This is a genomic window from Sorangium sp. So ce327 (assembly GCF_051530205.1).
Taxonomy (GTDB): domain Bacteria; phylum Myxococcota_A; class Polyangia; order Polyangiales; family Polyangiaceae; genus Sorangium; species Sorangium cellulosum_B.
Genome location: NZ_CP150330.1, coordinates 2409935 through 2432213 on the forward strand (window position 1 = coordinate 2409935; position 22279 = coordinate 2432213).

Consider the following 22279-nt stretch of genomic DNA (forward strand, 5'->3'; position numbering starts at 1 on the left):
CGAGAAGGACCGCACCGACTGCGCGCCGCATCAGATTCGCGCTAAGCGGAGCCCCCCCAGGACGAAGTGGGTCAGCGGAGCGAGGGGGCGGCCTGGGCGGGCCACGTCACCCGACGTTGACGATCGGCCAGTAGAGCTGCTTGAGCGGGACGAGGGCACGCGTTTGCGGGTCGAGCTTCTCGTAGAAGTCGACGAGGATCTGCCGCAGCTTCGGGAGATTGATGAGCGTGACGGCGACCGAAGCACGCTCGGCCTCGTACATCGCGTCCTTCGAGAAGCCGCCCGTGCTCACGTAGAGGCACTTATCTCCGGCCTTCCGGCCGCCCACGAACGCCCGGATCTCCTTCGAGCCGATCGCCTGTGTGCGGTGCTTGACCTCGACGAAGATCCTCGGCTCCTCCAGACCGAGACCATCACGGGATGCGAAGACGTCGACGCCTCGATCGGGCCCGGGCTCCGAGACGGTCGTGCGGTAGCCCATCGCTCGCAGGATGCCCGCCACCAGCTCCTGCATCTCCTTCCAGTCGAGTTTATCGATCTGGTCTTCGATGAACTGGTCGGCCTTCTCGAACGTCTCCGCCGAGAGCATCTCAAGGGCCTCGTCCTCGGTCTCGTTCTCCGAGGGCGTGGGCTTCGCGATCGGCGGCGGTTCGAGCTTGCCGAGCGGCACCGCGCGTTCGAGCAGGTCCTTCGCCGCATCGGCGTTGACCTTGAACACCGTGAGCACGGACCCAAGCGTGTTCTTGGACGCCGTCGACAGCGCGTCCCGCGCGACCTCGTGCGTCCAGTCGACGCGGCGGTAGTGCCGCTCGGCCGCGTTGTTCGAGTTCCACTGGTAGTCAGACTTCACCTTCCCGAGGACGTATCGGCGCCGGTCGCGGTCGCCGGTGACTACGTCGTCGCCGACCTTGATCTCGGAGATGAAGCGCAGGATCTGGCTCGCCCAGGACTCTCGGCTGCCCTCCTTCTCGTCCGGGTAGACCTTCGCGAAGCGGCCGCGAAGGTCGTCCTTGGTCACCTCTGCGGGGATCTGGCCCAGGTCCCGATCGTCAGCGAAGGCGGCCACGCCGTCCTTAAGGAACTCGTCCACGTTCTCGCCGCCACGCCCAGCCCGGATCATCCACATGGCCGAGCATCTTACCCGAACCGGCCCGCCCTGTGTCTCAGGGATGTTGCCGCATCCTCAGCCTGGCAGTCACCGCTCGCGCTCACACCGGCGCATCGGCGCGCTCACCACGAGAGGCGCAACGTGACCTCATCCGCATCTGGCTCGTCGAACGACCAGCCCGTCTGGGTCGCGTCGACCTGCTTGCCGGTCACCTGCTCCAGCGCACGGCCGGCGAAACCGACGCACAGCGGTCCGAGGTGCTCGAACCCTGCGACCCCGGTAAAGAGCAGCGTCACCTTGTTCCGCTCGATCTGCGAGCAATCCACCCGCAGCGTCCCGCCGACCATATCCTGCGCCCAGAAGTCGGGAAACTTCCGGAGGAAGAGCCGAGCGCTCATCACCCTGAGAAGCAGCTTCATCAAGGTGTTCGCTTCGTTCTCGAAGACCGTCCGGCCGCACATCACGACGTCCAGGTAGCTCTGCGATGGCTCGTTGTGGACCTGGACGATGCCGCGCAGCACCTCGACGTAGTAGGCGCGAGGGTACCACGCCGTGCTGGACATGGTGGCCAGCGCCCTCCTGAGCTCCTGAGAGAGCGCCTGACGAACCCGGCGGACCCCAGCCTCGTCACACAGCACGTCCGAGTAGGCTGCTGCATTGAGTATCAGAGAGCCACGGGTCATCGGTTCTTGCATACATGCATTCTCGTGGAAGATCTCGCTGACACGGCAGAAGAAGAGATCAAAGGGTCGCTTCCGTCAAGGCGGCTTGAGCGCGCAGGTAAAGGAAGCCGGATCGCATCGCGAGGAAGTGTGGCGCGGCAAACCGAAGCGGCGGGCCCGCGAGCGTCGTGACGCCTCGTTCGTGGGTCGAGAGAGCCGGCCCCGGGCGGCGCAGGGTGAGACAAGGGGCGCATCGGTGAGCTGCCGGCAGACGTCGCCCTCCGGGCGTTGGTCTGGCCCGGGATGTTGTTGCGATGCGCTACGCGGCGTCTCCGAGTCCCTTGCGGCGGAGGACGGTGGTTTTCAACGCTCGGGGCTCCGGGTCGCCTATGGCGCCCTGCGCCCCGAACCCCCACGCTCGGGGCTCCGGGTCGCCTATGGCGCCCTGCGCCCCGAACCCCCACGCTCGGGGCTCCGGGTCGCCTAAGGCGCCCTGCGCCCAGTTCAGGGGCTCGTCGTTGTCTTTTCGAGCTTGTGGATGACACCTCCCCTGTCGAGCTTGTAGCGAGTCTGGAGGTCGAACGTGGCCCGCTCCTTCGAAATCGCGGCGACCTCGCCCGAGTAGTCCATCCCGTCGTCGTCGGTGAGCTCGAACATCCAGTGGCGCTTCGTGCAAAGGTCGGGGATGTACGGGTCGACCTTCGTGAACACGAAGTCTCCGGGGTTCACGTAGGTGTTCTTCAGCTTCTGCAGGGCGCCCCAGTTCGCAGGGTCCGCGACGTCGTTGTCGTACGTCTCCGCCTTCACCTCGTCGATATGGCAAGGGGTCGCCTCGGTGATGCTCTCGACCCCGATGTAGAACGTCGTGCTCTTGTCGTCGGGTGGCTTCGGCGGCTCGACCTTGGCCGCGGTCTGGATCGGCCCGGAGAGGTCCGAGCGCAGGCCCAGCGCCGTGACGAGGCGCACCTCAAAGGTGCCTGTCGGGAGGTCGGGCAACGCCTGGACCACGAAGGTGCCCTTGAGGTTGTCATTGGCGATGGGCAGGTCAATGGTCCTCCCCGCGCCGGACTTCACCACGGTTCCGGCCGAGTCGAGCAGCTCCCATCGCGTGGTGTCCGGCGCGTAGAGATGGGAGGCCAGGATCTCCAGGTAAGCGCCCGGTCGCATCGTGGCGCCGGTCTGGGGCTTCCCGGGTTCCTTCCTTCCAGCGGCGCTCCCGCCGTCCTGGTTCACCCACGAGACCCGCTGGAGGATGGGCGAGTACGCCGGCAGGTCGAGGAACGTCGTGGCCTTTCCGCGGGCCCCGTTGGTCGCGATCAGATCGTAGGGCCCGGGCGGCAGGTTCAATGGCAGGCGCAGCTCGGCGGTGCCGGCGTCGATGAAGCGCAGCACCTCCAGGGAAGTCTCGGGCCCGGGCCTCCCCTGGGGAGCGCAGGAGAACTGGCACTTTCGGAAGTCGCCCGGCGAGCCGAAGAAGCCCTTGGCCCGCACGACGGCGTGGGACGCCCTCTTCTCGACCGGGCGCCGGGCGACCGACTCGAAGCTCAGCGTGCGCAGCAGCAGCTTGATCGGAACCGCGTTGGACGACTCCACCGCTCCGTTGAACACGCTGAGATCATAGTCGCCCGGGGCCAGCCGCTCCTCCGGCGGGATCAGCACCAGACCCTGGTCGGCCTCGACATGGTACATGAGCACGCCGGAGCCCTCGGTCGGGCGGCCGCGCGGCCGGAAGATCGCGGCGATCACCTTCCTGGAGTCGAAGGTCTCGAACGGGATCCGGACCGTGTCACCGTACCAGGCCTCGTTGCCGGCCGCGTGAGGCGGCTCCACGGTAGGTTGCAGGACCCGCGGCGGCAGGCTCTGGAGCGGCCGCTTGCCGAGGTTCTGGTGGAGCAGGATGCCGGCGTTGGTGAGCGTGAGCAGATCGCGAAAGCCGTCGCCGTCGAAGTCGCCCAGCGCCGCGTGCCAGGCGCGGTGTCCGCCGCCGAAGAACGGGGCATTCTCGAGCAGCTTGATGCGGTCGGGATCGAACCGCGGCATGTCGAGCTGGAGCGGCCCCCGCGCGTGCGAGTCGCCGAAGATCGCCAGAATGCGATTGCCCAGGTGATCCGGCGAGTAATCGTCGATGGGGTGGTCACCGGCGCTCGCGTCGAGCTTGTCGGAGAAGACCAGGATGTCGACGAACCCGTCCCCGTCGAGATCGTCCATCAGGAAATGGGCGCCCGAGAAGACCTTGGTGACGGGCCCGCCCCCGTAGCCGATCCACGCCTTGTCGAGGTTCTCGGTGTCGGCGTCGAAGCCCACGGGAAAATCGGCGGGCAGGTACTGCGAACCGCGCAGGACGCGCCCTCCGGAGGACGCCAGCACCGAGCGATCCGGGCCCAGGAGGCCATGGGTGGTCCTGGCGGTGCCGAGAGGAGCGCTGATCTCCTGGAAGGCTCTCTTTCCGTCGCTCTGGACGGCAGTCCCGTCCCACCAGCGCAGGACGCCGTTGAGGGAGACGACGTCGCGCCGGTCGGCGCCGACGAGGACGTTCTGCTTCAAGGTCAGCACCTGGAAGGAAGGGCCCTTGTAATAGCCGCCGCCGTCGTCGGCGTCGCCGTTGCTGAACGAGCCCTCGTCGATCGTCACCGGATCCTGGAAGGTGCCGTCGCCATTTCCGAAAAGGAAGCTGAGCTTGAGGTCGAACCTGTTGCCGGGGAACACCAGCGACACGTGCAGGACGGCCATGTCGAGGTGGCCGCTGCCGCTGAAGTTCCCGAGCGTGATGTACGAGGCGTCGTTCACGCCTTTGGGCCGGACCTCCATGCGGGGCTGGAAGGTGCCGTCGCCGTTGCTCAGATAGACGTCGATGCGGTCGGCGTGGGCGCTCACCACCAGGATGTCGTCGCGGCCGTCGCCGTCGACGTCGCCTACGGCGATGTCGCTGAAATAGAGGTTGTAGAGGCGGTAGTCGTCGTTGATGAATTCGATCTTCGGCATCGCGGCGAACACCGCGTCTCCACCGGCTGGAGGGGTGTTGTTGAGAAAGGGTCGGACAAGATAGCCCTTGAGGTACTTGGTCCCCTCGACCTCGCACCGGCCGCCGGTCTCCCAGTGGAGCACGGCGAAATCGGGCTTCCCGTCCCCCGTGAAGTCGCCCACCACGATCTTCTTCGCCCACGTGGCGTGGCCGAGGCTCCTCGGCTCCGCGAAAATGCGGCCGTCTTTCATGCGATTCCCTCCTTCGCGTCGTGACGTTCGAACAGCTACTACGGAGGGTCGGCGAGCGTGGTTTCACAGATCCGCGCAAGAGCGCGGGGCGGCTCGGCGGGGCCGCTCGCGTCGCGACGCCTCGTTCACGGGTCGAGAGAGCGGTTCGAACGTGGCGAAGGGCGCGCCAAGGGGCGCTTGCTCCGCAGCGCTCTCCGGCGGGGACGTGCGCGGTCGAGCCCGCGCGTCATCGGCCTCCTGCGAGGCCTCCTGCCGGAGATGGCGGCGTGGCTCGACGGGGGGTGATCACTTCACGGCTTGGGGGCCGTCGTGCCCGGGTTGTAGTGCACGATGATGCCGCGGTCCTTGTTGCACTTCTGGACCTTCTCGTCCCACACGCAGCCCTCCGGGCACGGCTGCACGCTGGGATCGCCCGTGGGGCAGACCTCGGCCTCGCCTTCCTTGGCGGCGGGCTGCTCGGGCGCCTGCGCGCCTCCGCAGGCAGAGAGCATCCAGGTCAGGACGGGGAGCACCAGAACGATCGCCGATCGACGCATGCAGACCTCCACGAGCCCGCGATGCGTGGGCTCCGGCGTCGACGTCTACCAATTCCCGGGCCTGCGGGGCCAGCGCTTCCGCGCGGCCAGGACGAGCGCCGCGGCGAGCGCGGCGAGCGCGGGCGGAGCGCCCGGGCCCTCCTCGCCGGCCGCGCAGGCGCACCCGCGCGGGCTCGTGGCCACGCGCGCGAAGGCCGGCGCGACCTGCCTGCCGTCGAGCGCGGCGCCCTCGCCGGAGGTGATGAAGCCGGCCCACGCGTGCGGGTGCGGGCGCTCACGCCGGATCTCGAGCTGCGCCGACCGCAGCGCCTCGCTGCGCCCTCCGCCGCGCGCGAGCGCCGCGTAGTACGACGTCATGAGATCCCGCGTCGCCATGTCGCCGACCTTCCACAGGCTCATCACCTGCGTCTCCGCCCCGGCGAGGAGCAGCGCGCGGCGGAGCCCGTAGACCCCGTCGCCGCGCGGCACCTCGCCGAGGCCGGTCTCGCAGGCCGAGAGCACAACGAGCTGGGTCCCGTGGAGGTCCAGCGAGGAGATCTCGAGCGCCGTCAGGATGCCGTCGTCCTCGTCCGAGCTGCTCCGCCGCGCGTTCGCGCCGGCCAGCGCCAGGCCCGAGCGCAGGAGCGGGTTCTCGCGAAAGGCGGGGCCCTCGATCGCGGCGCCGCGGGTGCCCGGCGGATCGGCCGGGGAGCCCTGGTCCGGGAGGAAGAAGCCGTGCGTCGCGATGTGCAGCACGCGCGGCCGCTGCGCCCGCTTGAGGGCCTCCTCGGTGGCTGACGGGCCTGTCAGGACCGTCGCGCTGGCCAGCGCGCTCCGCACCGCCTCCGCCTCGCGCTCCGTGCCCGGCAGGGGCGGGAAGCGCGCCCCGGCCAGCTCGGCGGAGCGCAGCCCGCGCGTGGCGTCGTCGTCCGGCGCGAGCTCCGACGGGCTGCCGAACGCGGGATCGGCGATGACCAGCACGCCTCCACGCGGCGCTCCGGCCTGCGGCGCCGCGGCGCCCGCGGCGCGCAGCAGATCTCGCCCGCTGGTCAGGTAGGTGAACGAGGCGCGCTCGATGAGATAGCCGCCCTCCTCGTCGACGAGCGCGGCGAACGGCACGAGGTTCAGCGCGCCGTCCGGGCTGAGGAGCAGCCAGCGCGCGGGGCCCAGGGCGCCCCGGATCGGCTGCATCACGAGCGCGTCGAGGCGGCGCGCGCGCTCCCGGGGGTCTCGCTCCGGGTTCGAGAGGTCCCGCGAGAGCTCCGCGGCCGCCGCGTCGATGGCGGCGGCGTCGCCGAGATCCACCCCCGTGACGTCCCCGCGCCGCCCGACGACATACGCCGCGTAGCGAGGCTTGCCCCACGTGGGCCGCACCGGCGGCCCGAACGGGTCGTGGGGCCGGTACTGGACGATCTCGACGAGCGCCGCCCCGTCCGGGATCGCCGCCTGCACGCCCTCGACGGTGATCGGCGGCTCCTTCGCGTCCGCCGGGCGCGCGGCGCGCGTCCGCGCGGCGAGCTGGAACTCGAGCCGCTGGCGCTCGGCCTCGAGCTGCTCCACCTCGCGCTGGTGCTCCTCGGCGGGGAGGTCGATCGGGCCGCGCGTGATCGCGGTGGACAGCTTCGCGTCGAGCTGCGTGAGGGCGCCGAGGAGCGCCCGGCCCTCGGCGTCGAGGCTCCGCCGCAGCGACGCGAAGCTCTCGGCGATGGCGTCGAGCGCGAGCCCCTTGCGCCGGAGGATCGACCGCAGGGCGAGCCGCGCCGCGGCCTGGTCGCGCGGGGCACCCTGGAGGTGCAGCGAGAGGGTCGCGTCGGTGTCGCGCTGGACGAGGCCCATGTACAGGCGCTTCTGCCGCTCGGAGCCCCTCGCCAGGTTGGCCCGGGCGCTCCGGTCCTGGAGGCCGGCGGCCCGCTCGCGCGTCCGCACGGCGACGGCGGTCCGGCCCTGCGCGACGTGCAGGTTCGCGAGGTGCCCCAGCGCGCGGACGATGGCCGGGTGATCCGGCGCGAAGAGCCGCTCGCGGATCACAAGCGCCTGGAGGAGCAGCGCCTCCGCCCCGGGATCGCCTTTGCGGGTGAAGAGCACGCCGAGCTCCTCCAGCAGATCGGCGCGCACCGCGCTCTGCGCCGGGAGCGCGGGATCGAGCCGCGGGCGCAGGTCGAGGAGGCGCCGCTCGGCCTCCTCGACCTGCCCGCGCCGCAAGGAGAGCTGCGCCGCGCGCAGATCCGGGATCGCGTAGGCCCACCCCGAGCCGCCGGTGGCCTCCCTGAGGATCACGCGCATCCTGTCGAGCGCCTCCGCGAAGGAGCGCAGCGCGCGCCGCTCCAGGTACAGCCGCGCGAGCGAATCGACGGCATAGAACTCACCCCAGCCCTGGAGGAGCGGCTGGGCTCGCTTCAGGAGCTCCTCGGCGCTCTGGAGGTCCCCGAGGTCCAGGTAGACGTTGCCGAGCCGGGCATAGAGCATCCCTTCGTCGTTGAAGGAGGGCTGCTCGCGCGTCAGCCCCCGCACCAGCAGCGCCTCGGCGCGCGCGTAGTCGCCGTAGCCGAGGTAGAAATGCGCGAGCTCGCTATCGACCCCGGAGGTGCCCTCCAGCAGCGCGAAGTACCTGTCGGCGAGGGCGGCGCCCTCGGCCAGATCGTCTCTCTCCACGGCCGCTCTCCAGCGCCCGTGGGCCGCGGCGACATCCTCGCTCGCCGGCTCGGCGGGGCTCGGCTGCGCGGCGATCGGCGCGGGCCGGGCCGCCGAGACGAGCGCCGCCACGGCGAGCGAGAGGAGCCGCCCGCGGCGGCGTGCGCCGCGCGACGTCGGCGACCCGGGCGAGGCGCGTTCTGCCGAGCGGCGGGGGCGAGGATCGATGTCGCGGTCGGCGCGCTCGGGGCGGCGGGGTGGCATCGCGGAGCAGCGTAATCTGCCCCTGCGCGCCTCGTCGACCGTTCGGCTAGGCTCGCCGCCCTCGTCTCCCATGCTCCGCTCTCGACTGATGATCCTCGCCGCCGCGGTCCTCTGGTCCACCGGAGGGGCGGCCATCAAGCTGATCTCCCTCGACGGGTGGCAGGTCGCCTCGGCCCGCGCGTTCATCGCGGCGCTCGCGCTGGGCCTGGCCATGCCGGGCGCGCGCCGCCTCCCCTCGTGGCGCACGCTCGGCGTCGCGGCGATCTACGCCGCCGTCATGGTGCTGTTCGTGCAGGCCACCAAGCTGACGACGGCGGCGAACGCGATCTTCCTTCAGTCGACCTCGCCCGTGTACGTCCTCTTGCTCAGCCCCTGGCTGCTGGGCGAGCGGCCCTCGCGCTGCGAGAGGATCGCGGCCCCCATCTTCATCCTGGGACTCGCGCTCTTCTTTCTGGATCAGCTCTCCGCGGGGCAGCTCCTCGGCAACGCCCTGGCGCTCCTCTCCGGGCTCGCGTTCGCGCTGTGCATCATGAGGTTCCGCGCCGCTCCGGACGACAACCCCGCGGTGCTCGTCTGGGGCAACGTCCTCGCGTGGCTCGGCGCGCTGCCGATGGGCCTGGGCGGCGCGGCCCGCCCGGGGCTCGTCGACCTCGGGCTCCTCGTGTTCCTCGGCGCGGTGCAGATCGGCGTGGCGACCGCCCTGTTCAGCCGCGGCATGCGCCACACGCCGGCCGTCGAGGCCTCGCTGCTGGTGCTCCTGGAGCCGGTGCTCAACCCGGTCTGGGCGCTCCTCCTCGTCGGGGAGCGCCCCGGGATCTGGTCGACGGTGGGCGGCGCTGTCCTCCTCGGCGCCACCGCCTGGCGGGTCCTGATGGCAGCGCGCGCCACGCCGCAGCGAGCGCCGGCGCCGAGCAGAGGAGGATGAACGTCGAGGCGTGAACGCCGACGCGTGAACGTCGACGGGAGAGAGGAGGCTCGATCCTGGCTGGATCAGGCCCGCCGCGGGGCGCGGCGAGCCGCTGGGACGGCGTCGCGGCCGCCTCGCGCGGCCGCGGCGCGCCTCACTTCGCCTCGACCTTCACGTTGGCGTTCGCCTTGAAGCTCGCCTTCCCGCCCGCGCCGCCGCCGCTGTCGTCGTCCGCGGGCACGGTCGCCTTCAGCTCGAACGACGGCGGGGTGTTGGGATCGCACTCCGGCGGCGGCCCGAACCCGTCGGCGTTGAACTTCCACGCGAGCGACCCCGAGGCCGACGGATCCTTCCGGATCGCCTTGATCTCCACCTCGTGCTCCCCCGCGCGCGCCGGCGTGCAGTACGAGAGCAGGTAGAAGCGCTTCATGTGCGCCTCGATCTTCGCCGCGATCTTGTCGAACGACTCCTTGACCTTCGCCTGGTCCGCCGCGAGCTCGGTCCCGTCGCGCCCGATCTCGTCGAGGCGCGCCTTCTCGATCTCGGCGCCGACGCCGACGACGAAGATCTGGTAGTTCTCGTAGTCTTCCTTCTTGAGCTCGTTCAGCATGTCCTCGCGGCTCACGCGGTTCGCGCGATCGGTGCCGTCCGAGAAGACGACGAGCGTGCCGAACTTGAGGGGGCGCCGGTCCTTGTCGAGCTGCTTCTTGAGCTCCCGGATGCCCTCCACCACGCCGCCGTGGAGGTTCGTCGACGTGTCCTTCGGCTTGTAGCTCCGGAGCCCCTCGAGCCCGCCCTCGACCGAGCCCTGCGCCTCGGTGAACGGCACCACCGAGTGGATTTTTACCTCGCCGTCGAACGCATAGACGCCGACCTTCTGGCTCTTGCCCACCCGGTCGCTGAACGACTGCGCGGCGTCGACGAGGGCGTCGGCCTGACCCGACTCGGTGATGCTGCCGCTCATGTCGACGAGCAGCATCGTGTACATGACCGCCGCGACCTCGGGGTTCTGGATGGTCTGCTTGCTCTCGAACTTCGAGACGATCTCGCCGTCCTCGTAGATCTCGAAGTCCTCGGCCGTGAGGCCGCCCACCGGCTCGTCCTCGCCGGCATCGACGCTGAAGAACACCCAGACGTTGTTCGGCTTCTTCTGGGCGGAGTTGATCCGGGTCACCCGCAGCCCGCCGCCGCACGCCACGCTCGACAGAGCGAACAGGGCGGCGAGCAGGATCCGGAACGCTGGAGAACAAAGGAGGATTTTCACGCGCGCGATTAGCGCGCATCGGACGCCGCGATGTCAATTCGCTGCCGCAGGCGGCCCCTCTCCCGCGGCCGCCCGGCCGGGCGGGCACGGCCGCGCCGGCGCGGGGAGGGCGGCACACCCCACACCCCGAGGCGCCGGCCGCGCCGCGCGCGGCGGCCCCGCGCGGCCTCGCCCGACGCGCGGCCCGCGCGGTCGCCTCGCCGATCGTGCAGGGAGGCGCTCGCGCTGGTTTACTCCGGGAGGGAGACCGCCGTACATAGCCCCGTGCGCGTCGAAAACCGCGCGCGTCGCCCCCGGGCGCTCAGCGAGTTGGTCTCCCCGGGCCGATTTCCGTTACCCTGTCGCCGCATGGCACGCATCCTGATCGTCGAGGACTCGCCGGCAATGCGAGCGTACATCCGCTCGACGCTGGAGGACCGCGTGCTGGGGCTCGCGGGCGACGTCGACATCGTGGAGGCCGTGAACGGCTTCGACGCGCTCCGGCTCCTGCCGCGCGGCGCGTTCGACCTCGTGATCACCGACATCAACATGCCCGACATCAACGGGCTCGAGGTGATCCGCTTCGTCCGGCAGAGCGACCGCTACCGGCACGTCGCGATCCTCATCATCTCCACGCAGGCGACCGAGCGAGACATCCAGCGCGGGCTCCGCCTCGGCGCCGACCGCTTCCTCCCGAAGCCGTTCACGCCAGAGGCCCTGCGCGACGCGGTGGTCGCGAGCCTCGAGGCGCGGGCCGACGCGCCGCAGGCCGGCGCCTCCCCGTCCGCTGACGGCGCCCACGGCGCCGACGATCGCGCCTCCGCTGCCTCCCCGCGCGCGGAGGAGCCCGCGGCCCGCACGAAGCAGCCCGGCTCCGGCGAGGGAGGCGGCGGCTGATGGTCGACAGCGGCGATCGGGCGCGCGAAGAGTTCTTCTCGGAAGCGCAGGAGATCGTCGAGGGGCTCGGGCGCGACCTCCTCGCGCTCGACGAGGCGGTCCGGACCAACAAGGTCGACCCCGACGTCATCAACGACGTCTTCCGCGCCGTGCACACCCTGAAGGGGCTCGCCGGGCTCTTCGGCGCGACCCGGATGGCCACCCTCTCGCACGAGCTCGAGGAGCTGCTCGACAACCTCCGCCTCGGGCGCATCGAGGTCAGCGCGTCGGTCCTCGACCTCCTGTTCCGCAGCGTCGAGCTCTACGGGCGCATCCTCCAGAACGAGAAGGACGGGCGCGACGCGCCGATGCCCGAGGTCGACGACCTCCTGCGCCAGCTGCACCAGGACGCAGGCCCGAGCGCGGCCGGCCTCCCCGACGACAACTACGATCTCGATCCGGGGCTGCTCTCCGTGCTCACCGAGTACGAGGAGCACCGGCTGCGCACGAACATCGCGAGCGGGATGACCCTGTTCCGGCTCCGCGTGCAGTTCCACCTCGCCACGATCGACCAGGCCCTCGACGACCTGAAGATCACCGCGAAGCCGTACGGCGAGATCATCACCTACCTGCCGACCGGCGCGGGCGCGGACCAGGACTCGATCGAGCTCGACATCCTGATGGCCTCGCGCGCGCCGCTCGAGGAGCTCCAGCGCGCGCTGCACCAGGCCGGCGCCGCCGTCGAGGAGATCCCGCGGCGCAACAACAACGGCCACGGCCGGGTCGCCCCGCCGGGCATGCCGTCGATGTCCGCGGCGCTCCGGGGCGGCGCGCCGACCGGCGTGTCGCGGGCCGTCGACCTGACCGGCTCGATGTCGGCGGCGAGCCCGCCGTCGAGCGCGCGCGGCAACCGCAAGGGGGAGCTCAGCTCCATCCGCTCCGTCGCGCAGACGGTGCGGGTCGACATCCACAAGCTCGACCGGCTGATGAACATCGTCGGCGAGCTCGCCCTCGTCCGCTCCGCGCTCGGCCGCCTCGTCGAGCGGCTCCGCGCGGCGCCCACCGAGCGCGAGCTCTCCCTCGATCTCCACAGGCTGCAGCGCACGTTCGACCGGCACCTCGCCCAGATGCAGGCGGGCATCCTCGAGGTCCGGATGGTCCCGCTCGGGCAGGTCTTCGACAAGCTCGCGCGCGTCGTCCGCCAGATCAGCCGCGACGCCGACAAGCTCGTGAACCTCGTCATCACGGGCGCCGAGACCGAGGTCGACAAGCTCATCGTCGAGGAGCTCAGCGACCCGCTCATGCACATGATGCGCAACGCCATCGACCACGGCATCGAGTCGAAGAGCATGCGCGAGGCGGTGGGCAAGCCGGCGGTCGGCACGATCGCGCTGAACGCCTTCCAGAAGGGCAACCACGTCGTCATCGAGATCGAGGACGACGGCAAGGGCATCGACGTCGACAAGCTGCTCGACGCCGCCCTGCGCCGCGGGGTCATGACCCCGGAAGACGCGCGGACGACGAGCTACCGCGAGGTGCTGAACCTCATCTTCCAGCCGGGCATCTCGACCAAGACCGACGTCAGCGAGATCTCGGGGCGCGGCGTCGGGATGGACGTCGTGAAGACGAACATCAGCAAGCTCGGCGGCGTCATCGACGTGCACAGCGAGCCCGGCATCGGCACCAAGATGACGGTCACGCTGCCGATCACGCTCGCGATCATCAGCGCGCTCATCGTCCGGGTCGCCGACCGGCTGTTCGCGATCCCGCTGACCAACGTGCAGGAGGCGGTCGCGCTCGACGAGGCCACGGTGCGCCAGATCGACGGCCGCGAGATGATCACGCTGCGCAACAGCACGCTCCAGCTCTGCTACCTGGCGCGGCTCTTCGGCCTGAACGAGGAGGAGGAGCTCAGCGCGCGCATCGCCGGCCTGCTCGGCGGCGCGCGCGGCGGATCGGCGGCGCGCGCCGCGGTGGGCGGCGGGCGCCGGGGCGACGGCGGCCGCGCGACGCTCGGGCTCCAGGGGGGCAGCAAGCGCAAGTACATCGTCGTCGCGTCGGTCGGCGCGCGCAGGCTGGGCCTCGTCGTGAGCACGCTCATCGGGCAGCAGGACGTCGTGATCAAGGCGCTCGGCCCGTCGCTCTCCTCGGTGCGCGGCTTCTCCGGCGCCACCGAGCTCGGCGACCAGCGCATCGCGCTCGTCCTCGACGCCCCCGCGCTCATCGAGGAGATCCTCCACGGCGGGGACCGGCAGCGCAGCGATCCGCGGAGCACCCATGGCTAACCTCACCCGAAGGCCCGCCCGGATACCGGTCTCGAAGCGGAACTCGCGCGCGCAGGCGAGCGGCCCGCGGACCGAGTACCTCGCGTTCACGCTCGCGGGCGACACCTACGCCGCGCCCGTCTCGCTCGTGCGCGAGATCCTGAAGCCGCCCCCGCTCACCCCGGTGCCGCGCGCGCCGGACTCGACGATGGGCATCGTCAGCGTGCGCGGGCAGCTCGTCACCGTCATCGATCTGCGGCGGCGGATGCGGCTGCACGAGAGCGCGGCGCAGCGGCGGGCGCGCATCCTGCTCGTCGACGCGGCGAACGGCGAGACGCTCGGCCTCTTCGTCGACGAGGTCCAGCAGGTCTACCGGCTCGCCGACGCCGAGATCGAGCACGCCGCGACGGCGCTCGGGGGGGACGTGGCGGGCTACATCGCCGGCATCGCCCGGCCCATGCACGGGGCGAGCGCGTCGGATGGCACCCAGGGCGAGGCGCAGCCGCGCGTCATCATCCTGCTCGACCTGCAGGCCATACTCGCGTCCTAACGGACGATTCGTCCGCGCCCGGGCGGCTCGTAGAGCCCGGGCGCTCGGAGGCTCAGATGCCGTTGACTGGAGAGCGCAGCCGTCCCGACCCGCAGAAGAGCCTCGTCGGCTTTGTGGTCGGCGACGTCCACTACGCGATCGACATCACGCGGGTCCGCGAAATCGTGAATCCGCTCGAGGTGACCACGCTGCCGCACACGCCCCCCGAGGTCGCCGGCGTCGCGAACCACCGCGGCGAGGTGGTGCCGGTCATCGAGCTCCGCGTGCGCTTCGGGCTGCCTCCGGTCGATCCGACCCGGAGCACCAAGTGGATCCTCGTCGACGTGGGGACGCATACGGTGGGGCTCGTGGTCGACGCGGTGACGGAGGTCTTCGGGACGAGCGGCGATTACCGGCCGACGCCGCCGGTGGGCGGCAGCAGCGATCTGCGCGGCATCACGGGGGTGACGACCCACGACGAGCGGATGATCTTCGTGCTCGACGTCGGGCGCTTCATCGAGCTCGCCCTCGCGCTCGCCGCGTCGGGCGCCCTCCTGGAGGCCCCGTGAGCCGCGCGTTCGACGATCTGGGTCCGTTCGAGGGCCCGCGCGCGGGCGACGCGGGCTCCTGGCCGGCCGAGCCCGAGTCCATCTCGCCCAGCGTGCGGAGCACGCCGATGCCGATCGCCGTCATCGCGGCGGCGCTCTCCGCGGACGACGCCGAGGAGCGCCGCCAGGCGGCCGCGCGGCTCGGCAGGGCCGACGTCGTCGAGGCGTTGCCGCTGCTGCTCCGCGCGCTCGGCGATCCCGACTGGCGCGTCCGCAAGGAGGCGACCTACGCCTGCCACCGGCTGATCCAGGCCGCGCCCGCCTCCGCGCCGGCACAGGCCGCCGAGGGGGAGCGGCCGGCGTCACCCGGCGCCGGCGTGGAAGGCGAGCGGCCGTCGGCCCCGCAGCTCCTCGTCGAGGCGCTCCTCGACGCGCTCCAGAAGAGCGAGGACGTCGGCCTCAGGAACGCGGCCATCGAGGTGCTCGGCTACTGCGGCCGCGACGCCACGCCGGCGCTCGTCGACGCCCTCGGCGCGCTCGCGGGGGACGAGCGCAAGCTCGTCGTCGACGCGCTCGGCCGCACGCGCGACCCGGCGGCGCTCGACCCGCTCTACGCCGCGCTCGCCGAGCAGGACGACAACCTGCGGCAGAGCGCGATCGAGGCGATCGCCGGGATGGGGCTCATCGCGCGCGAGCGGGTGACGGACATCCTGTACGAGCGGCTCTCCGATCGGGATCGCTTCGTGCGGCTGACCTCGCTGAACGGGCTGAACGGGCTCGAGGCGCCGGTGCCGTGGCGGGTGCTCTCGTCGCTCATCGACGACCCGATCCTCCGGCCGGCGGCGCTGGTCGCCGCGGCGCTCGCGGAGAGCCCGGAGGCGCCGCGTGCGCTCTGCGCGGCGCTCGCGACGGCGCGGGGCGGCGCGTTCGCGCAGCTCGTCCGGGCGCTCGCGCGGCTCGCCGAGGGGCCGCTCGCGTCGCACGCGGTGGACGCGCTCCGGGCGGCGCCGCCCGAGGTGGGCGCCCGCCTCGTGCAGGCCGCCTCCGCCGCGCCGGGCTCGGGCGGCGCGGAGCCCCCGTCGTGGCGTGGCGGAGGCGCGGATCCGGTGAGCGGGCGCGCCCAGGCGCTCTTGCTCGCGGCGATGGCGCGCGCCCCGGGCGCGGCCGACGCCGCGGTGCAGGCCATGATCGAGCCCGCGCTCGTCGAGACGGCGCAGCGCGCGCTGGGGCTGCTCGGCGCGGAGGCGCTGCCCGCGGTGCTGTCCTACCTCGAGCGCCACATCGATCCCGACCCGGATCTCTGGGAGGGCGTCGACGACGCGACGGCCGCGCTCCTCGACGGCGCCGTGGCGATCGCGGAGCAGGGCGGGCGCGAGGGCGCGCTCTCGGGCGAGCGGCCTGCGATCGACGCGACGCTCGCCGAGCTGCTCGGCGCGGTGCGGCGGTCGGTCCGGAGCCCCTCGACGCTCGTGGCGACCAGCGCGCTCTACGGGCTCGCGAAGATCGGGGCCGCTGTCGACTTCCCGCTCATCGTGTCGCAGACGCGCGCGATCTCGCTGCCGGTGGCGCGCGCGGCGGAGAGCGCGCTCGCGGGGCTCACGGAGCGCTACCCCGGGACGGCGCGCGAGCTCGCGCGCGGGCTCGCGCTGACGGAGGAGACCCACCTCGCGGCGGCGATCGTGATCGAGGCGCTCGGCGACGCGGAGCCGGAGGAGATCGCGTTCCTCACGAGCGCCGCGTCGGCGGGGGACGTGCGCGCGCGCCGCGCGGCCGTGACCGCGATCGCGGCGGCGGCGGGCGTCTCTGCGCTCGACGTGCTGAGCCTCTCCCTGGCCGACGAGGAGCGCGAGGTCCGGCTCGCCGCGGCGCGCGCGCTGGGCCGGCTGTACGCGTCGCTCCCGGACCGCGCGAGCGACGAGCGGGCGCGCGCGCGCGAGCTGCTCGGGCTGGTGCGCGCGTCGGGGGAGCCCGATCTCATCGCGGCCGCGGCGCAGGGGGGCGCGCCGTTCCGCTCGGATCCTCCCTGGGGCGACGCCGCGGAGCGGCTGAGCGCGCCCGGGGCGATCGACGGCGGTGAGGCCCCGGCGTCCCCCTCGGGGATGACCGGCGGGCCGCCGTCGGGGAAGGTGCTGTGAACCGGCGGCGGGACGACGAGATCCGCCTCTTGCCTGACGAGTTCCAGAGGCTGCGTGACCTGTTCAACAAGCACTGCGGGCTCCAGTTCGGGCCCGAGGCGCGCACGTCGATGGAGCGCCGGCTGCGCGAGCGGGTGGTCGAGCTCGGGCTCTCGTCGTTCGCGCAGTACCACGAGTACCTGCGCTTCCACAGCCGCGGGCGCGCCGAGCTCGACGAGGCGCTCGAGCTCATCACGGTCAACGAGACGTATTTCTTCCGCGAGGACTACCAGCTGCGCGCGCTCATGACCGAGCTCGTGCCCATGATCGTCAAGGCGGGGGGCGCCAGGGGCCGGCTGTCCATCTGGAGCGCGGGCTGCTCGACGGGCGAGGAGGTCTACTCGATCGCGATCGCCGCGCGGGAGTCGGGCGCCGCGGAGCGCCGCGAGGTCCGCATCTTCGGCAGCGACATCTCCCGCCGCTGCGTGATCGCGGCGCGCAGGGGGGTGTACGGCGCCTCGTCGTTCCGCGTGACGCCGCCCGAGCTCAAGCGGCGCTACTTCGTGGAGCGGCCGGACGGGTTCCACGTGGCGGACGAGCTGCGGACGCTCTGCCAGTTCGGCCACCTGAACCTGCTCGACTCGTCGCGCGCGGCGGTGGTCGGGCGCGTGGACGTCATCTTTTGCCGCAACGTCCTCATTTATCTGGACGAGGAGTCGCGGCGCCGCGTGATCGACATCTTCTACGAGCGCCTCTCGTCCGGCGGGTTCCTCCTGCTGGGCCACTCCGAGTCGCTCCTGAACGTCACGACCGCGTTCGAGCTCGTGCACCTTCGGGAGGATCTCGTGTACCGCAAGCCGGCGGCCACGCTGCGTCTGGGGATCCCGGAGATCTCGCCCGAGCGGGGCGGCCCGGAGCGGGGCGGCGGGGAGGAGGGCGGATGAGGCGCCGACGAAGTCGAGGCTGCGCAGGCGACGGTTGGTCCCATGGCGCTCCGGGTGGGGTAGAATGAACCTCCGGCGGAAGGTTTTGCGCTCATGACATTCGCTCCCCTGCGCGTGCTCGTCGTCGACGACTCCGCGTACAACCGGCGCAACATCGCCGAAATATTGAGCGGAAGCGACGAGATCGAGGTCGTGGGCAAGGCCGGTGACGGCGACGACGCGCTCCGTCAAGCCGCGCAGCTCCGGCCGGACGCGATCACGCTGGATCTCGAGATGCCGCGCATGGACGGCTTCACCTTCCTCCGCATCCTGATGGCGAGGCAGCCGACGCCCGTCATCATCGTCTCGAGCTACAGCCACAAGGAGAACGTCTTCAAGGCGCTCGAGCTGGGCGCCGTCGACTTCGTGGCGAAGCCGGACCGGCAGTTCACGGCGGACGCGCAGATCCGGCGGGAGATCATCCAGAAGGTCCTGCTGGTGCGCTACCTCCGCCCCCGGTCTCCGATGCCGGCCGCGCCGGCCCCGGCGCGGCCGGCGCAGCCTGCGTCGCCGCGCGCGGTGCAGGAGTCGTCGCGGCTCGGCGTCTCGCTGCGCCACCTCGTGGCGGTCGGCTCGTCGACGGGCGGGCCCACGGCGCTCCTCGAGATCTTCAACCGGATCCCGGATCGTTTCCCCGGCGCGATCTTCATCGCGCAGCACATGCCGGACAAGTTCACCCGCACGTTCGCGGAGCGGCTCGATCGGAAGGGCGGCCTCCGGGTGGTCGAGGCGCAGAACGGCGAGCAGGTGGTGGCCCGCAAGGCCTATGTGTGCCCGGGTAGGATGTGCATGGAGATCGCGGTGACGCCGGGCAGCGGGGTCGGGTTGAGCGGCGACATCCGGATCCGGGTGGGGGCGCCGGCGCCTGGGGATCGGTACGTACCGAGCGCGGACCGGCTGTTCCGGAGCGTGGCGCAGGTGGGCGGCAGCCGCGCGGTGGGCATCATCTTGACGGGGATGGGCGACGACGGGGTGAACGGCGCGCGGGCGGTCCGCGCGGCCGGGGGCACGGTGGTGGCCGAGAGCGAGGACTCGGCGGTGGTCTACGGCATGCCCGGGGCTGCGGTACGGGCCGGCGTCGTGAACGAGAGCCTGCCCTTCACGGCGATCGGCGATTTCATCGCGCTGCTCTCCTGAGGTGGGCTGGGTTTCAGCGGGCTGCCAAAGTTGACCCCTCGGGCGCATCGTGAGACAGGTCGGTCCCTGACATGCGGATCCGACGCGCCGCACGCAGGCTTGTATGTCTTGGCTGGTTGGCCGCCCTCTCGGGCGTCGCTTTCGACGGCCTTGCGGCGCCTCCTTCGGAGGTAGCGGCGCCTGCGGCCGGTGCGCCGAAGGCGGAGCCGGCGAAGGCCGACGCGAAGAAAGCGGAACCGGCGAAGGCCGATGCGGTGAAAGCTGAGCCCGCGAAGGCTGAGCCGGCGAAGGCGGAGCCTGCGAAGGCCGATGCGGTGAAAGCTGAGCCGGCGAAGGCGGAGCCTGCGAAGGCCGACGCGAAGAAGGACGGGCCGGCCGAGGGCAAGGCGGAGAAGCCGGCGCCGGTCAGGGTGGCGGCCGTGTCGGGCGGGAAGGGCGGCGCGAAGAGCGCGGCCAAGGCGCCGGCGAAGGCCGCCGCGCGATCGAAGCCGTCGAAGAAGGGCGCGGCGAAGAACACGCGCAAGCCCGGGGAGCCGGGCGCGCCGGACGAGGCGGCGCGGCGGGTCATCGCCGGCACAGCGACGCCGGCGGGGGCGAGCACCGGCGAGTCGCCCGAGCTCCGCACGCTGCGCGCGATCGACCTGGCGCTGTTTCCCGGCGCGGCCCCGAGCGCCGGGCCCGCGTGGCCTGTCGACGGCACGCTCCTGCTCGGCGCGGGCGAGCCGCGCCTCGAGGTCTCCGGCCTGCCGCCCGCGGGCTTGCCCGCCCCGCTCGCGGAAGCGGAGGAGACCCGCGACATCTCCTGGCTGCGTCAGCTCGAGCTGCCCGAGATCCCTGTCCGCTGGGACGGCCGGGTGGTGCGCTACCTCGAGTACTACAAGGACGACCCGCGCGGCCGCTCCGCCGTGGTCACGTGGATCAAGAAGAGCGGCCGCTACGGCGCCGCCATCCGCCGCGTCCTCCGCGAGCAGGGGCTGCCGGAGGATCTCCTCTGGCTCTCGCTCGTCGAGAGCGGCTTCGACCCGACCATCCACTCCCCGGCCGGCGCGGCAGGCCTCTGGCAGTTCATGCCGGAGGGCGCGCGCATCTATGGCCTCACCGTCGATCGCTGGGTCGACGAGCGCCTGGATCCAGAGCGATCCACCTTGGCGGCGGCGCGGTACCTCTCGGATCTGCGGCGGCGTTTCGGCGGCTGGGAGCTCGCGTTCGCGGCGTACAACATGGGGTACGGGGGGCTGCTCGCGTCGATCCGGAAGTACAACACGAACGACTTCTGGGAGCTGTCGCGGCTCGAGGCGGGGATGCCGCTCGAGACGGCGCTCTATGTGCCGAAGATCCTCGCGATCGCGATCGTGGCGCGGAACCCGGCGGTGTTCGGCTGCGACGACGTGGAGCTCGATCCGGCGGTGACGTTCGACAAGATCTCGCTGGGCTCCGGGGTGTCGCTGCAGGCGGTGGCGGCGGCCTCGGGCGCGGCGGCGCCGGAGATCGAGGCGCTCAACCCGCAGCTCGTGGCGAAGCGCACGCCGCCGTCGCCGGTGGACGCGAAGGAGCAGGCGCGCTGGGAGGTCCGGGTGCCCGCGGGGGCGGGGGCGCGCGCGGCGAAGTCGATGCCGAAGCTCCTGGAGCGCGAGCCGAAGCTCGAGCGTTACCTGGTCCGCTGGGGCGAGTCGCTCGACGACATCGCGACGTTCCGGGGGACGACGCGGTGGACGCTGCAGACGTTGAACGGCCTGCGGGCCGGCGAGCCGGTGCGTCCCGGGGCGCTGCTGTTCGTCCCGGCGGCGGAGGGCGTCGGGGCGGCGGCGGCCGAGCACCTGCTCGCGAGCGGCGCGCCGCTGTCGTCGGAGGGGAAGCCGGTCGTGGTGGTCCCGGCGCAGCGCTTCTCCTACGAGGGGCGCCGGCGGGTGTTCTATCGGGTGGTCGCGGGCGACGCGCTGCGGGATCTGGCGGCGGTGCTCTCGGTGACGCCCGACGAGATCTGCCGCTGGAACACCCTGGCGCCCGGGGCGTCGCTCCATGAGGGGATGACGCTCCAGCTGTTCGTCCCGAGGTCGCAGCGCCACGACGGCGTGTTCCTGCTCGACGAGGGCGGCGCGCGCGTCATCGAGGTCGGCTCGGAGGAGTTCTTCGCGCACTTCGAGGGGCTGAAGGGGCGGAAGCGCATCGAGATCGCGGTGCGAGAGGGGGATTCGTTCAGCAAGATCGCGAGCCGGTACGGCCTCAGCGTCGGCAGCCTGGAGCGGATCAACCAGCGCTCGCGGCGGAGCCCGCTGATGCCCGGGGATCGGCTGGTGGTGTACGTGCCGACCTCGCGACCGGACGACCCGGCGCCGGTCGAGCCGCGCGAGGATGAGGTCCGCGTGGCGTCGGCTCAGGCCGCGGGCGCGGTGGACGACGGCGACAAGGCGGCGGCCGAGCCGGTGAAGCCGGCGGTGCTGCTGACGCCGGTGGCGCCCGTCGAGGCGGGCGCGGCCGAGGGGAAGCCCGGCGGCGCGGGGGCGGCGGGCGCGGGCGACCTGGCCGGAGCGAGGCCGGAGGAGAAGAAGGCCGCCGAGGGCGAGAAGAAGCCGGCGGCGGGCGGAGGGGACGACAAGAAGCCCGCGGCGCGTGGCGCCGCCGAGCCGCAGCCGGCGGGGCGCGCCAAGGGGGCGCAGGACAAGGAGAAGCCCGCGTCTGGCGCTGGCACCGCGCTGTGAGGTCCGGGTGAGCTCGGGCTTCCAGGGGGCGAGACCCCCGCCTCGTGGTCTCAGGTCTTGCCAGAGGGCGTCGCCCCGGTCTCGTCTCGCCCGTGGACGCCGGCGGGCGGGCTCGTCGCCTCCACGGCGGTGAACGGTTCGATGATCTTGTAGACGTGCGACGCCCCCTTGGGCACCGTCCAGGAATCGCCCGGCTCGAGGCGCACCATCTGCCCCTCGATGAGCAGCTCGGCCCGCCCAGCGATGACGAACCCCACGGTCTCGTAATCCCGCGTGGTCGGCTGTTTGGCGTCGCCTGGCGGCTCGCGTTCCCAGAGCCGCATCGAGACCTGGATCCCGGAGGCCAGGTATTTTTGTCCCATCTGGCCTGTCGGAGAGCGGCCGGAGGAGACCTTCATGACGGTTGTGTCGCTCATGTGCGCCTCGCTTTCCTCCTCGGAGTGATCCGTCGGATTGGGCGACGAGCGTGGGTCCGGTCCTGGATGGATCGAATCGGGCTTCTCCCTCTTTCCTCGTCGGTTTTCTTCGTGCGTTCGTCCTTGCAGGGAACGTATCGCGCCAGGGAGATCTGCTGTAGGATGCCCGG

16 protein-coding genes are annotated in these 22279 nt (G+C 71.9%); 9 read left to right on the forward strand and 7 right to left on the reverse strand.

Annotation, left to right across the window (positions count from 1 at the left end; genetic code table 11):
* Positions 1–106: 106 nt before the first annotated feature.
* The 5 genes from WME95_RS09095 to WME95_RS09115 form a co-directional block, all read right to left on the reverse strand.
* Positions 107–1126: a restriction endonuclease gene (locus tag WME95_RS09095; protein WP_437908025.1), complete on the reverse strand. Its 1020-nt coding sequence runs from the start codon at positions 1124–1126 to the stop codon at positions 107–109.
* A 104-nt stretch (positions 1127–1230) separates the two neighbouring features.
* Positions 1231–1671, reverse strand: a complete 441-nt coding sequence (locus WME95_RS09100; protein ID WP_437908026.1) for a hypothetical protein — start codon at positions 1669–1671, stop codon at positions 1231–1233.
* Positions 1672–2274: 603 nt separating this feature from the next.
* Positions 2275–4983 (reverse strand): FG-GAP-like repeat-containing protein, encoded by a 2709-nt coding sequence (locus WME95_RS09105; RefSeq protein WP_437908027.1) that lies wholly within the window; start codon positions 4981–4983, stop codon positions 2275–2277.
* A 290-nt stretch (positions 4984–5273) separates the two neighbouring features.
* Positions 5274–5519 carry a hypothetical protein gene (locus WME95_RS09110; protein WP_437908028.1) on the reverse strand — a complete coding sequence of 82 codons (246 nt, stop codon included), beginning with the start codon at positions 5517–5519 and terminating at the stop codon, positions 5274–5276.
* A 45-nt stretch (positions 5520–5564) separates the two neighbouring features.
* Positions 5565–8393, reverse strand: coding sequence for a CHAT domain-containing protein (locus WME95_RS09115; protein WP_437908029.1), 2829 nt, complete (start codon positions 8391–8393; stop codon positions 5565–5567).
* Between the two features lie 70 nt (positions 8394–8463).
* Here WME95_RS09115 and WME95_RS09120 point away from each other — a divergent pair, with 70 nt between their 5' ends.
* Positions 8464–9318, forward strand: a complete 855-nt coding sequence (locus WME95_RS09120; RefSeq protein WP_437908030.1) for a DMT family transporter — start codon at positions 8464–8466, stop codon at positions 9316–9318.
* 136 nt (positions 9319–9454) lie between these two features.
* On the opposite strand, the gene WME95_RS09125 is transcribed toward WME95_RS09120, so the two are convergent.
* The gene (locus WME95_RS09125) at positions 9455–10564 is read right to left on the reverse strand and encodes a VWA domain-containing protein (protein WP_437551015.1); all 1110 of its coding nucleotides are present in this window, start codon (positions 10562–10564) and stop codon (positions 9455–9457) included.
* 348 nt (positions 10565–10912) lie between these two features.
* On the opposite strand from WME95_RS09125, the gene WME95_RS09130 reads away from it, so the two are divergent.
* From WME95_RS09130 to WME95_RS09165, 8 genes are all read left to right on the forward strand, one after another.
* Positions 10913–11440, forward strand: coding sequence for a response regulator (locus tag WME95_RS09130; protein WP_437908031.1), 528 nt, complete (start codon positions 10913–10915; stop codon positions 11438–11440).
* Positions 11440–13704 carry a chemotaxis protein CheA gene (locus WME95_RS09135; RefSeq protein WP_437551019.1) on the forward strand — a complete coding sequence of 755 codons (2265 nt, stop codon included), beginning with the start codon at positions 11440–11442 and terminating at the stop codon, positions 13702–13704. Before WME95_RS09130 ends, WME95_RS09135 begins: the two co-directional genes overlap by 1 nt.
* Positions 13697–14233: a chemotaxis protein CheW gene (locus WME95_RS09140; RefSeq protein WP_012234230.1), complete on the forward strand. Its 537-nt coding sequence runs from the start codon at positions 13697–13699 to the stop codon at positions 14231–14233. The genes WME95_RS09135 and WME95_RS09140 overlap by 8 nt, the downstream gene beginning before the upstream one ends.
* A 56-nt stretch (positions 14234–14289) precedes the next feature.
* Positions 14290–14781 (forward strand): chemotaxis protein CheW, encoded by a 492-nt coding sequence (locus WME95_RS09145; RefSeq protein ID WP_012234231.1) that lies wholly within the window; start codon positions 14290–14292, stop codon positions 14779–14781.
* The gene (locus WME95_RS09150) at positions 14778–16895 is read left to right on the forward strand and encodes a HEAT repeat domain-containing protein (RefSeq protein WP_437908032.1); all 2118 of its coding nucleotides are present in this window, start codon (positions 14778–14780) and stop codon (positions 16893–16895) included. Before WME95_RS09145 ends, WME95_RS09150 begins: the two co-directional genes overlap by 4 nt.
* Positions 16892–17818 carry a CheR family methyltransferase gene (locus tag WME95_RS09155; RefSeq protein WP_437908033.1) on the forward strand — a complete coding sequence of 309 codons (927 nt, stop codon included), beginning with the start codon at positions 16892–16894 and terminating at the stop codon, positions 17816–17818. Before WME95_RS09150 ends, WME95_RS09155 begins: the two co-directional genes overlap by 4 nt.
* Before the next feature lie 93 nt (positions 17819–17911).
* On the forward strand, positions 17912–18994 hold the full coding sequence (gene cheB / locus WME95_RS09160; protein WP_012234234.1) for a chemotaxis-specific protein-glutamate methyltransferase CheB: 1083 nt from the start codon (positions 17912–17914) through the stop codon (positions 18992–18994).
* Between the two features lie 314 nt (positions 18995–19308).
* The gene (locus WME95_RS09165; protein ID WP_437908034.1) at positions 19309–21693 is read left to right on the forward strand and encodes a transglycosylase SLT domain-containing protein; all 2385 of its coding nucleotides are present in this window, start codon (positions 19309–19311) and stop codon (positions 21691–21693) included.
* A gap of 50 nt (positions 21694–21743) precedes the next feature.
* On the opposite strand, the gene WME95_RS09170 is transcribed toward WME95_RS09165, so the two are convergent.
* Positions 21744–22109, reverse strand: coding sequence for a cupin domain-containing protein (locus WME95_RS09170; protein WP_437551027.1), 366 nt, complete (start codon positions 22107–22109; stop codon positions 21744–21746).
* Positions 22110–22279: the final 170 nt, after the last annotated feature.

Excerpts from the sequence above, each read along its gene's own strand:
- WME95_RS09140 (WP_012234230.1), top strand. The coding sequence starts at position 13,697 with ATGGCTAACCTCACCCGAAGGCCCGCCCGGATACCGGTCTCGAAGCGG.
- WME95_RS09145 (WP_012234231.1), top strand. The coding sequence starts at position 14,290 with ATGCCGTTGACTGGAGAGCGCAGCCGTCCCGACCCGCAGAAGAGCCTC.
- WME95_RS09100 (WP_437908026.1), bottom strand. The coding sequence starts at position 1,671 with ATGTCCAGCACGGCGTGGTACCCTCGCGCCTACTACGTCGAGGTGCTG.
- WME95_RS09135 (WP_437551019.1), top strand. The coding sequence starts at position 11,440 with ATGGTCGACAGCGGCGATCGGGCGCGCGAAGAGTTCTTCTCGGAAGCG.
- cheB (WP_012234234.1), top strand. The coding sequence starts at position 17,912 with ATGACATTCGCTCCCCTGCGCGTGCTCGTCGTCGACGACTCCGCGTAC.
- WME95_RS09170 (WP_437551027.1), bottom strand. The coding sequence starts at position 22,109 with ATGAGCGACACAACCGTCATGAAGGTCTCCTCCGGCCGCTCTCCGACA.
- WME95_RS09105 (WP_437908027.1), bottom strand. The coding sequence starts at position 4,983 with ATGAAAGACGGCCGCATTTTCGCGGAGCCGAGGAGCCTCGGCCACGCC.
- WME95_RS09115 (WP_437908029.1), bottom strand. The coding sequence starts at position 8,393 with ATGCCACCCCGCCGCCCCGAGCGCGCCGACCGCGACATCGATCCTCGC.
- WME95_RS09130 (WP_437908031.1), top strand. The coding sequence starts at position 10,913 with ATGGCACGCATCCTGATCGTCGAGGACTCGCCGGCAATGCGAGCGTAC.
- WME95_RS09095 (WP_437908025.1), bottom strand. The coding sequence starts at position 1,126 with ATGTGGATGATCCGGGCTGGGCGTGGCGGCGAGAACGTGGACGAGTTC.
- WME95_RS09110 (WP_437908028.1), bottom strand. The coding sequence starts at position 5,519 with ATGCGTCGATCGGCGATCGTTCTGGTGCTCCCCGTCCTGACCTGGATG.
- WME95_RS09120 (WP_437908030.1), top strand. The coding sequence starts at position 8,464 with ATGCTCCGCTCTCGACTGATGATCCTCGCCGCCGCGGTCCTCTGGTCC.